The 13,225-nt window shown below is 43.3% G+C and carries 11 protein-coding genes and 1 pseudogene; 8 read left to right on the top strand and 4 right to left on the bottom strand.

Going from position 1 to position 13,225, the window contains the following annotated elements:
- The first annotated feature begins 197 nt into the window (after nt 1-197).
- The 8 genes from GQR42_RS06720 to GQR42_RS06685 all read left to right on the top strand — a co-directional run bounded on the left by GQR42_RS06720 (nt 198) and on the right by GQR42_RS06685 (nt 11,402).
- Nucleotides 198-1,802 carry a glycosyltransferase 87 family protein gene (locus GQR42_RS06720; RefSeq protein WP_158199372.1) on the top strand — a complete coding sequence of 535 codons (1,605 nt, stop codon included), beginning with the start codon at nt 198-200 and terminating at the stop codon, nt 1,800-1,802.
- Between the two features lie 158 nt (nt 1,803-1,960).
- Nucleotides 1,961-2,818 (top strand): glycosyltransferase, encoded by an 858-nt coding sequence (locus GQR42_RS06715; RefSeq protein WP_158199371.1) that lies wholly within the window; start codon nt 1,961-1,963, stop codon nt 2,816-2,818.
- Between the two features lie 380 nt (nt 2,819-3,198).
- A complete protein-coding gene (locus GQR42_RS06710; RefSeq protein WP_158199370.1) occupies nt 3,199-4,761 on the top strand; it encodes an iron uptake porin in 1,563 nt (520 codons plus the stop codon).
- Nucleotides 4,762-5,628: 867 nt separating this feature from the next.
- Nucleotides 5,629-6,447 (top strand): prohibitin family protein, encoded by an 819-nt coding sequence (locus GQR42_RS06705; protein ID WP_158199369.1) that lies wholly within the window; start codon nt 5,629-5,631, stop codon nt 6,445-6,447.
- A 526-nt stretch (nt 6,448-6,973) separates the two neighbouring features.
- The gene (hoxE, locus tag GQR42_RS06700; protein ID WP_158202411.1) at nt 6,974-7,483 is read left to right on the top strand and encodes a bidirectional hydrogenase complex protein HoxE; all 510 of its coding nucleotides are present in this window, start codon (nt 6,974-6,976) and stop codon (nt 7,481-7,483) included.
- Nucleotides 7,484-7,511: 28 nt separating this feature from the next.
- Nucleotides 7,512-9,119, top strand: coding sequence for an NADH-quinone oxidoreductase subunit NuoF (gene nuoF, locus GQR42_RS06695; protein WP_158199368.1), 1,608 nt, complete (start codon nt 7,512-7,514; stop codon nt 9,117-9,119).
- A gap of 350 nt (nt 9,120-9,469) precedes the next feature.
- Entirely contained in the window at nt 9,470-9,955 is a 486-nt protein-coding gene (locus tag GQR42_RS06690; RefSeq protein WP_158199367.1) for a Tic20 family protein, read from the top strand.
- Nucleotides 9,956-10,028: 73 nt separating this feature from the next.
- Nucleotides 10,029-11,402, top strand: a complete 1,374-nt coding sequence (locus GQR42_RS06685) for a gluconeogenesis factor YvcK family protein (RefSeq protein WP_002783667.1) — start codon at nt 10,029-10,031, stop codon at nt 11,400-11,402.
- Between the two features lie 55 nt (nt 11,403-11,457).
- Here GQR42_RS06685 and GQR42_RS29440 read toward each other — a convergent pair whose 3' ends face one another.
- From GQR42_RS29440 to GQR42_RS06670, 4 genes and pseudogenes are all read right to left on the bottom strand, one after another.
- Complete coding sequence (locus GQR42_RS29440) at nt 11,458-11,589, bottom strand: hypothetical protein (protein ID WP_257792620.1); 132 nt, start codon at nt 11,587-11,589, stop codon at nt 11,458-11,460.
- Nucleotides 11,567-12,304 (bottom strand): ABC transporter ATP-binding protein, encoded by a 738-nt coding sequence (locus tag GQR42_RS06680; protein WP_158199366.1) that lies wholly within the window; start codon nt 12,302-12,304, stop codon nt 11,567-11,569. Before GQR42_RS06680 ends, GQR42_RS29440 begins: the two co-directional genes overlap by 23 nt.
- Nucleotides 12,305-12,468: 164 nt before the next feature.
- Nucleotides 12,469-12,792 (bottom strand): annotated as a pseudogene (locus GQR42_RS06675) (ATP-binding cassette domain-containing protein); the annotation flags it as partial.
- 197 nt (nt 12,793-12,989) lie between these two features.
- Nucleotides 12,990-13,214 (bottom strand): indolepyruvate ferredoxin oxidoreductase subunit alpha, encoded by a 225-nt coding sequence (locus GQR42_RS06670; RefSeq protein WP_158199365.1) that lies wholly within the window; start codon nt 13,212-13,214, stop codon nt 12,990-12,992.
- Nucleotides 13,215-13,225 lie beyond the last annotated feature (11 nt).

Genomic DNA, 13,225 nt, shown 5'->3' with positions numbered 1-13,225 from the left:
TATCAAAATTTGGTCAACTTGCCCAAAGACGTTTTTTGGAGTCAAAAGTTTCCGTTTGTATTTGTTAGCCAAACATGGTATATCAAGTAAAAAGCTATCAGCTAAAAGGCCGACTCGTCCCAGAGCTAGTCATTAGTTTAATGGCACAAAAACGGGTTAGTTTTTTCGTGGAAGTCACCAAAATTATTGATTAAATTATGGCATTATTAAAACGGTTCTCCCTGACTCATCCCCTCCTCTGGGCAGTAGTTTATTTGAGCGGATTAGGAATTATCTCAGTTATCTTAGATCAAGATGTTAGCTGGGATTTACGCAATTATCATTTTTATAATCCCTATATGTTGTTAACGGGACGTTTTAAGTATGATGTCCTTCCAGCACAGATACAAACTTTCTTTAATCCTTTGATGGATGTTCCTTTTTTCGTTGCTATCTATTACCTAAAACTACCTCCGGTGGTCGTCGGTTTTTTCTTGGGAGGATTTCACGGTTTAAATCAGTGGTTAGTTCATTTAATCACCTATCACTCCTTCAATAAAGTTTCCCAGAGATATAAATTGATTCTCAGCGTTTTAGCAGCTATTACCAGTATATTTGGAGCTGCCTATATTTCCGAATTAGGAACCAGTATCGGAGATAGTACCAGCAGTGTTTTTGTTTTGGCAGGATTATTTTTAATAATCCCTTGTCTTGGTCGTAATCAACCGGTTAAGCTGAAAACTATAATTTTCGCAGGATTGCTTTTAGGACTAGCAACAGGACTAAAATTGACTACAGCATTGTATAGTATCAGTTTAATCGTGGCGATTAGTTTTTTAACCACTACCATCAAGGAAAAGCTGCGTAATCTTCTGTCCTTAATTCTCTCTATGGCCGTGGGATTTTCCCTGACGATGGGTTATTGGATAATCCTGATGTGGACTAATTTTGCTAATCCCCTTTTTCCCTTTTTCAACAAAATTTTTCAATCTCCCTACATCGAAACGGATTTTAACCTGCAAGATACCCGGTTTTTGCCTAGAGACATTTGGCAATGGTTATTTTATCCCTTTTATTTTGTGCAGGAACAAACCCTAGTGGCTGAGGTAAAATTTAAAGAGACTCGTTTTGCTGTTGCCTATATTTTAATTGTCATTCTTCTGGGAGTGATTATTTATCAGTACACCTCTCGCCGTTCTCTGGATCAAAAAAATAATTTAGTTCATTTATCTATTCTCAGATTTTTATTACCTTTTTATTGCAGTGCCTATCTGATCTGGTTAAAGGGTTTTTCTATCTATCGTTACTTGATGGTCTTAGAGTTAATCACACCAGTTTTAATTATCCTGATCATTGCCTATATTTATCCTCATAAAAGGACAGTTTTTATAATCTCTATCGCTATTTTTGCCTTAATTGCCGCTACAGTCAAACCCTTAGACTGGTGGAGAATGGGATGGTCAGATAATTATTTTGGTATCGATAGTCAAGCATTAAAACCCTACGAAAATTCCACGATTGTTATGTGGGGAGATGAAGGAACATCTTTTATCGTCCCTTATTTTCCCGCTTCGACTCGTTTGGTAAGACTCAAAGGCAATACTGGAGTAAGTGAGGGAACTTTAATGCGAAAAAATGCCGAGACATTTATTGCTAATACTCCCCCAGAATCTCTCTACATTCTCCAGACGGACTTTAATAAAAAATCCCCTGATATAGTGGGGGATTTAGCGAAAGAAAATCTTGTTATTGACTTCCAAAATTGTCAACCCTTTCCCACCAAAATCGAAAACTTTAATCTCTGTCGTCTTCGGAAAAAGTAATTCTCACGGAAAAGCTATTCTCTAACCATTGTTAATTGCCAGTGACTCCTACCTTTTATCTATAGCATTTCCTAAGCTAGTGAGGTACACCTATTTTTCTTCCCTTTTGCCTAAAACCCATAACTTTTGTACCTCAGCAGAATGAAAAACGCTATATAATGATTTATCTATTAACGGTTAACTATAATTGCGCGGAATTAATTAAGCGTTTAATCGCTTCCCTCAACGATGACTTATCTGCTAATCTCATCATTGTTAACAATTCCACTGAAGATAAAAATATCCAATCTTTAGCAGCTGAAAGAGTCAAGATTATTGAAGCGGGGGAAAATTTAGGATTTGGGAAAGGATGTAATCTGGGACTTAATTGGATTTATCAGCAAGACAGAGAAGCTATCGTTTGGTTAGTTAATCCCGACGCTTACTTATTAGCGGACTCTCTGGAGAAAGCAAGCAAATTTTTTCAGCAATATCCCGAAGTTGCCATCGCCGGTACAGAAATTTACGAACCGGATGGTAAAATCTGGTTTGGTTGGGGAAAATTCAATGCCAAAATCGGCACAATTAACGTAGTAGAGGAATCCTTAGACTATGGAGATAAACCCTATCTTATTCCCGACTGGGTGACGGGATGCAGTTTATTAATTAATTTCTCTAATTTTTCCACTTGTCCCCATTTCGATCCCGATTACTTTCTCTACTACGAAGACTTTGATTTTTCCCGAAGATACGCAAACCAAGGCTATTTAGTTGTTGTTACCAATCAGATTAAAATCATTCATGAACCATCTTCTATCACCCGACGCTATGGTTATCTAAGACTAACTCATAATATCTATAGTTATCTTCTCAGTCTCGAAAAACATACGACTTTAACTATCCTTGTTTATCGCTTGCTGCGGATGAGTTTTATGTCTTTACTGATCCTTCCCATTAAACCAAAATTCTCCCTAGCCAAGTTGCAAGGAATTCAACTCTATTGTCAAAGAATTATCACTAAACTGCGTCTAGGTTGAAACCCTTAGTTTTGCCGCTTCTGGCAGTAGACAGTATTCAGGAGTCAGTATTCAGCTTTTTGGCTGTGATTCACTCAATTGTCTTCTTCTCTGGGGGCCTTTTGTAAAACCAACTTGAGACCCTGCGGCAATGCCAGAAACATCCTGGAACAAAGTTCCATGGGTATTAGCATTAATTTCAGCAAAAGTTATCTAAGGAAGGGTGTATGGCATACGCCCTTACAGAAAACCAATTTGCCCTACTGTAGGGGCGTAAGGAACCCCTGCGCCCATATACCTTTTAAAGGGTATTTAGTATAACACTTGAAAATTTTAGCAACAGTTTGCTAACCTGATTATATTGAGAACAATAATCATTCTTGTAAGTGTGGGAGACAGCAATGAAAATCAAGCAAAATTTCCTAACAGCAGCGATATTACTGGGTTTTTCTAGTCCTGTACTGGCTAATAGTCTCGAAAACCTCTCTAGTAACCCTATGGCACAGGTGACGACGGTGAATCAATTGCGGGATGTTTCTCCCACCGCCTGGGCTTTTGAGGCATTAAGAAGTCTCGTGGAGAGGTATGGTTGCATAGTAGGTTATCCTGACCGTACTTTTCGCGGTGAACGCGCTTTAACTCGTTGGGAATTTGCCGCGGGGTTGAATTCCTGCTTAAATACCCTAGAAAGATTGATTCAAGAAGGAGTGGCGGTATTCAAAGAAGATCTAGACAGAATCAAGCGATTAGTCAGCGAATTCGAAACAGAATTAGTGGCATTAGGGGCAAGAGTTGATAACTTAGAAAATCGAGTCGCTTTTCTGGAAAATAATCAATTTTCCACCACCACTAAATTAACCGGGGAAGTGGTGATGGCATTATATGGGGTAGCCACAGGAGAAAAAAACGGTGGTGAAGGGATTCCCCAAGTACCAGCTTTTGGTTATCGGGCCCGTTTAGAATTAAATACTAGCTTCACAGGCAAAGATTTACTCTATACCCGTCTAGCAACGGGAAATATTGCCGATTTAGCCGATACCACCGGAACTTTTCAAAGTACCTTAGCCTTTACCCAACCCGACGGCAATGATTTACTGCTAGAAGTTTTAAACTACAGTTTCCCCGTAACGGAAAATATCCAACTCTGGTTAGAAGCGACGGGAGGTGCTAAAGATGACTTTACCAATACCCTCAACTTTTTGGATGGAGATGGCGCTAGTGGGGCGCTTTCGGCTTTTGGTACCCGCAATCCCCTTTATTTTGCCCCCGGACAAACTGGACTCGGTTTACAGGGTAATTATGGGGCTTTGCAATTCAGCGCCGGTTATCTTGCCGGAGATGCTAACGATCCTAACCCAGGAGCGGGTTTATTTAACGGTTCCTATACTGCCCTAGCGCAGGTGGGTTATGTTCCAGACGAGAATTTTGGCATTGCTTTATCCTACTTTCATGGTTATAACCAATTAGATACGGGAACGGGAAGCCAGCGATCGAATTTCCAATTTTTCACTGAAGAACTATTCGGGGAGGCTGTCCCGACAATTAATAATAGTTTGGGTTTACAATTTAGTTGGCGAATTGTCGATGGTTTTGTCCTCGGTGGTTGGGGGGGTTACACAAAAGCGAGAACTCTTAGCACTTTAGACGGACAACTAGAACGCGGGGATTTAGATATCTGGAATTGGGCGGTAACTTTGGCTTTTCCTGATTTATTTAAGGAAGGAAATACGGCGGGTCTTATTGTTGGTATGCAGCCTTGGGTATCTAATTCTAGCATTAGATTAAATGATGGTAGTTCCACTAATGATCCCGATACTTCCTTTCATATCGAAGGATTTTATGAGTGGAAACTCACTGATAATATTGCCCTTACTCCAGGGATAATCGTGATTACTTCTCCTAACTCAAATAACAACAATTCCACCTTAGTTATCGGTACTATCCGCACGACTTTTACTTTCTGATTTGGTAACCGTTCAGGGGGGGGGATGTCAAGCAGGCAGTGGCATTGACTCTGTGGAAGCACTCTCCCGGGGCAGCAGAGAAGGAGAAGCGGGGAGCATCTCATTTATGCAAGTGAGTAATTATACTTAGGGTATGCTGAAAAAGTTTCTCGTGGGGGTAGGGTGTGGGGTGTGGGGTGTAGGGTGTAGGGTTTTACCAATTTTCATCTGGTCAATTACCTAATTTTCAGAGAAAAAGTCCCTGAATTTTCCCCCCGATCCCCGCAATGGCTGGCACTTTTTGAGGGTAAAAAAGTCTAAAAGTCCTATCCAACAAGGTTTTTAGATTTATTCAGCAGACCCTACTTATCCCTAAAACTGCTTTTTAGCAAGGCTTTCAAAATAGCTTGACATAAAAACCTGATTTAGAGGTTACAAAGGTGAGATGCTCCCGTCGTCAAGTCGTCAGTCGTCAAGTCGTCATACCTTCTTTAAAAACTCAGTTATGGATTGTTTCTCCCCACCCTATACTTTTTAAACAGGATTTATACCAAATTTCTAAATCCATGACAGACATCCACGCTCGAATGCTTGCCAAGCCTGCATTCGTTGTGACGCGAATAAAGAAAAATGGTATCCTATTGGTGATTTTCTCTCACTTAAGGTGAGCAGCAGAAGTTGTTCAAAGAGGGCGAAGGCAATTCGCCCCTACAATAATATTATTTCGCCAATGGTAGGGGCGCACCGCGTGCGCCCAAAATGTCATCTGGATATTTCGACAAAATTGAGATGCACCAGGCATAACCATCTCTGTCATTACTTTTGAAAAATGGTATTAGTATAAGAACAGTGCTACGATAAAACTGATCAAATATCTAAGAAGTTGTCATGAATTACAATCGCCATATAATACCATTAATGGCCGGGGGAATTTTGATATTAGCCATTACTACCATACTGCGCCCTTTTGTCATTATTGATACGGGCGAACGCGGCGTTGTCATGTACTTTGGCAAAGTGCAAAAACAAATCCTCGATGAAGGAATTCATCCTGTTATACCGATTGTCACCAAGATCAAGCCCCTCAACGTTCGAGTACAAACAACGGAAGTAAAGGCAAAAGGAGCTTCTAAGGATTTGCAAGATGTGGAAACAACTATTATCGTTAACTGGCACATCGACCCCGACAAAGTCAATCAGATTTATCAACAAGTTGGGGATATCAATGCGATTGTCTCTGGTATTATAAACCCAGCAGTATCGGAAATTGTCAAAGCGGCAACAGCACAACGTCCCGTACAAAATATCTTGCAAGAGCGAGGAGAACTCAAACGTGAAATTGACACTTCCCTCGCCGAAAGATTAAGACGTTATGGGATAATTATCAATGATGTATCTCTCGTTAATTTTGGTTTTTCTGAAGAGTTTAACGCGGCGATTGAAGCCAAACAAGTAGCGGAACAAAAGGCAGAAGAAGCTGCTTTTCGCGCACAACAAGCAGAACAGGAAGCGAAAGCGGAAATCAACCGTGCGAAGGGACAGGCAGAAGCTCAAAAACTATTGCGCCAAAACCTAACAGCAGAAATTTTACAACAACGAGCAATCGAAAAGTGGGATGGACGTTTTCCTGTCGTCATGAGTGGTTCAGGCTTCCTTCCCCTGCTCAACATCGATTCCAATTTGTTATCATCTCAAAAAAGTAAATAACTTTAGTTCGCGTTAAAGAGATTTTGCCATGACTTCCACGAAAGAATAGGGCCAGCTACGGTAAAATTTCCAACAAGAACGAGCATCGTAGATCGACAAAAATGAGATGCACCCAGTTTTCCAACTTGTTTAACTCGATGCGTCATACTTAAACTTCGCTGATGCTACTTATAGCGTTTCCTAAGCTAGTGAGGTACACATATTTTTCTTCCCTTTTGCCTTTTGCCTTTTGCCTAAAACCCATAACTTTTGTACCTCAGCAGACTGAAAAACGCTATAATTGCTATTTTTGAGAGAGGCACTCATGCAAGAGGCAGCTTTTTACCCCATCTCCCCATCTCCTAATCCCTGACTGATAACTGATAACTGAAAAATCCCCTATCCCCCAATAACTAAAGGAAAGATAAAGTTATCGATCGCCCTCCGGAGCCAGTGTCAGAATAAAAGCAGGGAGATGAGCAAGGAAAACCGACAACTCTCCCTATTTTTCCCGTCATCGCCCCTAAAATTTATTTGGTTAAGATTTATGCAAACTGCCAATCCTCCTCAAACGGAGAAAAAAGAGCATCCCAGTGGCGATAAACGCTTCAAAGTCCTCGACATTACCATGAAGCGAGCAGGATATAATCAATCAGCCCTGATTGAAGTCCTGCACAAAGCGCAAGAAGCCTTTGGATTCCTAGAAGAAGATGTTCTCCTCTACGTTGCCCGGGCGCTAAAACTGCCCCTCAGTCGCGTCTATGGGGTAGCAACCTTCTATCATCTCTTTTCCTTGAAACCGGCGGGAAAACACACCTGTATTGTCTGTATGGGAACCGCTTGTTATGTCAAAGGCAGCGGCAAAATCCTCGAAGACATCGAAAACAGCTTTGATGTCAAAGTGGGAGAAACCACCGCCGATGGAGAAATTTCCCTAGTGTCGGCCCGTTGTATCGGGGCCTGTGGGATTGCGCCGGCCGTGGTCTTCGATGGAGTCGTGGCCCCGAAACAAGATTCGGAAACTGTCTTGGCGAAACTAAAGAGTTTCGCCCAGTAATTTTTCACTCTAGTGGATTGAGAAAAATATGGACTTACAAGAATTATTGGCAGTGGCCGCAAAAGAAAAAGCTAGACAAAAAAGCATCCGGGTGCATTGTTGCACTTCCACCGGTTGTCAAGCTGCTAACTCCCTCCAAATCGAAAAAAACCTCGCCACTGCCGTCAAAGAGGCAGACCTAGAGGATAAAGTCGAAGTGGTGGGGGTCGGTTGTATGGGTTTTTGTGGTCGTGGTCCGTTAGTGGAAGTGGATCCCCAGGATCTCCTATACGAAGAAGTCACCCCGGAAAGTGCGGCCAGCATTATTGCGGCGTTAAATGGCGGCAAAACCGAGGTGCAATTAGGGGACTCAAAACATCCCTTTTTCTCCCATCAAGTCAAAATTGTCCGGGAAAATAGCGGTAAAATCGATCCCGATCGCATTGAGGAATATATCGCCGTCGGGGGTTATCAATCTCTCTACAAGGCCCTCTACGAGATGACTCCGGCCCAGGTGGTGGAGGAAATCACCAAAAGCGGTTTGCGCGGCCGGGGTGGTGCGGGTTATCCCACTGGTTTAAAATGGGCGACGGTGGCTAAACAACCGGGTAAACAAAAATACGTTATCTGTAATGCTGATGAAGGGGATCCCGGGGCGTTTATGGACCGTAGTGTTTTGGAAAGTGACCCCCATTTAGTCCTGGAAGGAATGGCGATCGCTGCCTATGCCGTGGGGGCCGATCATGGTTATATCTATGTTAGAGCCGAATATCCCCTAGCGATTGATCGTCTGCAAAAAGCGATTAATCAGGCCAAAAAATTCGGTTTAATGGGTTCCCAAGTATTCGAGTCCACTTTCGATTTTAAGGTGGATATCCGCATCGGAGCGGGAGCTTTTGTCTGTGGAGAGGAAACCGCTCTCATCCATTCCATTGAAGGCGGCCGCGGCACTCCCCGCACCCGTCCCCCCTATCCGGCCCAATCGGGCCTCGATGGTTGTCCCACCCTGATTAATAACGTCGAGTCCTACGCTAATATCGCCGCTATTATCCGCTCTGGGGCCGCTTGGTACGCCAATATCGGTACTGCCACCAGTAAAGGCACAAAAATCTTCGCTTTAACGGGAAAAATCCGCAATAATGGGCTGATTGAAGTGCCAATGGGCATTACTCTCCGGGAAATTGTCGAGGAGATGGGGGGTGGTGTTCCCGATGGTCAAGTAAAAGCGGTACAAACCGGCGGCCCCTCTGGGGGTTGTATTCCCGCTAATTTACTCGATACTCCCGTGGATTACGAATCCTTAGCCAAACTCGGTTCGATGATGGGATCCGGGGGTATGGTGGTCATGGATGATAGTACCAGCATGGTGGAAGTGGCGAAATTCTATATGGAGTTCTGTCGCGAGGAGTCCTGTGGTAAATGTATCCCCTGTCGCACGGGAACAGTACAAATGTTTGAATTATTGGCCAAAATTATCGACAGAAAAGCCGATATTCACGACCTCGAAAACCTAGAACATCTCTGTCAAATGGTCAAGGAAACCAGTCTTTGCGGTCTTGGTCAAAGCGCTCCCAATCCGATTTTAAGTACCCTACACTATTTTAAGGAGGAATATCTGGCTCTGTTACAGGAAATCAAGCACCCCGTCTCTGTATAACTATAATTCGATCGAGGCCGAACATTGTCGGGCCTCGATCAATTTCTTCGGTTACGGCAAGTCATATCAAATCCTGCTAATCGGCTATAATTGCGATCCCTTAACCTAATGGGTTTGAGATACTTTTAACCATGGTTAATCAAGCGGATTTGATATGAGTTATCAGTCGATAGTATTGAGCGATAAGCGGAGGAGCTGCCTTTTTACTGAAAAAAATCTCCCCACACCCCACACCCCACACCCCACACCCCACACCCCACATCCCACATCCCTTAAACAGGATTTAGTATCAGGTCAGCAGCCGGGTTATCTTGGAGAGAGTTAGCAGTAGTCTCAGGAGACAATAGATTATGACTTGGCGCGGCTCAACCGATACAAAAGATCGCATTTTTGCAGCTTTAGTATATCTTTTACCCTTATATTCGGCCTTTGCCTTCGGTGTCTTTATCTTTCAGCAAATTCCTTTCTTAGGAGCGGCCTTAGCAATAGCCTTATATCCCTTAGCTTTTCTCTATAGTTCTCTGGGAAGCTTTGGCAGTTTAATTATCTTTTTCGTCCTCTTTTTCGCTGTGGTACGCAATCCCCGCATCAGTCATTTTATCCGGTTTAACACCATGCAGGCGATTTTAATCGATATTTTGGTGTATTTATTGGGATTGGCCTTAGGTTTCTTTGCTCAGGGTTTAGGGGCGAATTTGGTGGTAGAAACTCTTTTTAACGTCGTCTTTTTAGGAGCATTTGCCGCCTGTGTTTACAGCATTATACAGTCGGTTATCGGCAAATACGCCGATATTCCCACAATTTCCGAGGCAGCCTATTCCCAAGTGGGAGGTTAAGTTAGCTTGAGTTTGTCCCCTTTTTCGGCTACAGTCTCTCCAGAATCAATGCGTTCGCTGCCAGGCCACATCTATGAGTCCATTTAAACAGACGCTACGGGAACTCAACGCTCAGAAGGGGAAAATAGCCGCTTCTGTGGGCAGAAAAACGCCTAAAAGGGTTAATCGTTGGTTTAAATGGCTTTCTCCCGGTCTTTTTGTCAAACGCTGGCTTTTAATCAGTTTAACTGGCGTTTTTCTCACCTCCTTCGGTTTGGCTATTTGGGTAAAATTAACCCCAGTTAATCGCTTTTTAGAGTTTGTTTCCCAAGCATTAGAAACGATCGCACGCTTGGTCCCCAATTCTGTTTCCGGGCCGCTGGCGGTTTTGCTGGGTATCTTTTTGTTATTCTGGGGTCAGAGTCGCACCGTCGAAACGATTACAGAAGCACTACAACCGGACGCATCGGAGGAATTAGTCGATCTCCTACGCACCCATCGTCGTCTCCATCGCGGCCCAAAAATTGTAGCAATTGGTGGCGGTACAGGTTTATCGACCCTTTTACGCGGTTTAAAACAGTATAGTTCCAATATCACCGCTATTGTCACCGTAGCTGATGATGGCGGTTCTTCGGGCCGATTACGTCGGGAAATGGGTATTTTACCCCCGGGGGATATTCGCAATTGTATCGCCGCTTTAGCCGATGAGGAAAAGTTATTAACGGAATTGTTTCAATATCGCTTTCATGCCGGGGATGGTTTATCGGGCCACAGTTTTGGTAATTTATTTATCAGCGCTATGACCGAGATTACCGGCGATCTGGAACAGGCGATCGATGCTAGTGCCAAAGTTTTGGCCATTCGCGGCAAAGTGCTACCTGCTACCCTTACCGATGTTAGTCTCTGGGCCAAGTTAGCCGATGGGCGCATTATTGAGGGAGAATCGAAGATAACTGAAGCTATGGGGCAAATTCGTCAGATTGGCTGTCATCCTGCCGATCCGGTCGCTTTACCGGCTGCTTTAGCGGCAATCAAGGAAGCAGATTATATTATTATCGGGCCGGGTAGTCTTTATACCAGTATTATCCCTAATTTGTTGGTTCCCGCAATTCGTCAGGCCCTAGCACAGGTGACAGTTCCCCGTGTCTATGTTTGTAATATTATGACCCAGCCGGGGGAAACGGATAATTATTCGGTGGCTGATCATTTGCGCGCGATCGAAGGAGTCTGTGAAGAACGCGTCTTTGATGCGGTTTTGGCCCAAAGAACTGCACCATCGCCCCAATCTCTACAATTATACGCCCAAGAGCATAGTCATCCCGTCTTTTTAGATCGCGAGGAAGTGGGAAAAATGGGTTATCGCATTGTTTTAGCGAATGTAATGGCAGAAGATGAAGTTACTGCCAAAGTTCGTCACGATCCCCAACGTTTAGCCCGAGTTTTATGGCGCTGGTATGCTAAAAAGTGAAACTTCGTTTTGGGTAGCCGGTCGTCGGTCGTCAGTCCTGATGAAAAAATTTTCACTACCAAAGATGAAAGAGGTTTCCTTCCCCACTTCCCCACTTCCCCACTTCCCCACTTCCCCACACCCCACACCCTACACCCCACACCCCTCTCCTATACCTTTTAAAATTAATCCTTTCCTGGTGCGCCATGGTAGGCTGCACCGAGGTATAATTGCCCTACTTTGGGGTTATTGAGTAAATCTTGACCCGATCCCTGAAAACGATCTTGACCACTTTCTAAAACATAACCTCGATCGGACATCATTAGGGCTTTTTTGGCATTCTGTTCCACTAAAATAATGGCAGTTCCCGTCTGATTAATCGCTTTTATCTGTTCAAAAACACTGGTTACTAAGATAGGAGATAAAGCTGCCGAAGGTTCATCGAGAATTAATAAATCCGGTTGCAACATCAGCGCTCGTCCCATGGCTAACATCTGTCTTTCTCCTCCAGATAAAGTGCCAGCTTTCTGACGACGGCGCTCAAGCAAACGGGGAAACATGGCATAAATGCGCTCTTTTAAAGATTTTATATTTCCTTTGCTCGTAAAAGCCCCCATTTCCAGATTTTCCTCAATGCTCAGGGATGGAAAAACATTAGCAATTTGGGGAACATAACCCATTCCGAGGGGAACGATTTGATTAGATTTCCAACCAGTGATATTTTTTCCCTTAAAAGTGATAGTTCCAGCACTGGGTTTTAATAAACCAAAAATCGCCTTAGCGAGGGTGGATTTTCCCGCACCATTGGGACCGATAACCGTGACTAATTCCCCCGGTGCAATGCGAAAGTTAACCCCTTGCAATATGTATAAATCCTGCACATAACCTGCATAAACTTGTTCAACTTCTAAAAGAGAATCCATGGTAAGGTAAAAAGGAGATAGGAGAGAGTAATATCAGTTGTGAATGGGGAAGTGGGGAAGTGGGGAAGTGGGGAAGTGGGAAGCATTTTCAGTAATCAGTAAACTGAAAACTTACATCTGATAACTTAAAACTTACATCTGATAACTGATAACTGATAACTGATGCTCGTAAAAGCCCCCATTTCCAGATTTTCCTCAATGCTCAGGGATGGAAAAACATTAGCAATTTGGGGAACATAACCCATTCCGAGGGGAACGATTTGATTAGATTTCCAACCAGTGATATTTTTTCCCTTAAAAGTGATAGTTCCAGCACTGGGTTTTAATAAACCAAAAATCGCCTTAGCGAGGGTGGATTTTCCCGCACCATTGGGACCGATAACCGTGACTAATTCCCCCGGTGCAATGCGAAAGTTAACCCCTTGCAATATGTATAAATCCTGCACATAACCTGCATAAACTTGTTCAACTTCTAAAAGAGAATCCATGGTAAGGTAAAAAGGAGATAGGAGAGAGTAATATCAGTTGTGAATGGGGAAGTGGGGAAGTGGGGAAGTGGGGAAGTGGGGAAGTGGGGAAGTGGGAAGCATTTTCAGTAATCAGTAAACTGAAAACTTACATCTGATAACTTAAAACTTACATCTGATAACTGATAACTGATAACTGATAACTGATAACTGATAAATTAGGGAGTTTTTTGTAAATCGGGACGTTCTTCCGGCAGAATTGCACCTTCGACGGGACATACTTGTAAACAGATACCACAGTCGATACAAGTGGCAAAATCAATCCAATACCAATCGGTTCCTTTAACATTTTTACCCGGTCCCGGATGGATGCAAGCAACAGGACAAGCGGAAACGCAATCAGCAACCCCTTCACAAATTTCAGTGATGATCGAATGTGGCACAGTGTTTTCTC

The sequence above is a fragment of the Microcystis aeruginosa FD4 genome, from assembly GCF_009792235.1.
In the GTDB taxonomy this organism is placed as follows: domain Bacteria; phylum Cyanobacteriota; class Cyanobacteriia; order Cyanobacteriales; family Microcystaceae; genus Microcystis; species Microcystis viridis.
This window is presented reverse-complemented; position numbering and strand designations above follow the sequence as displayed.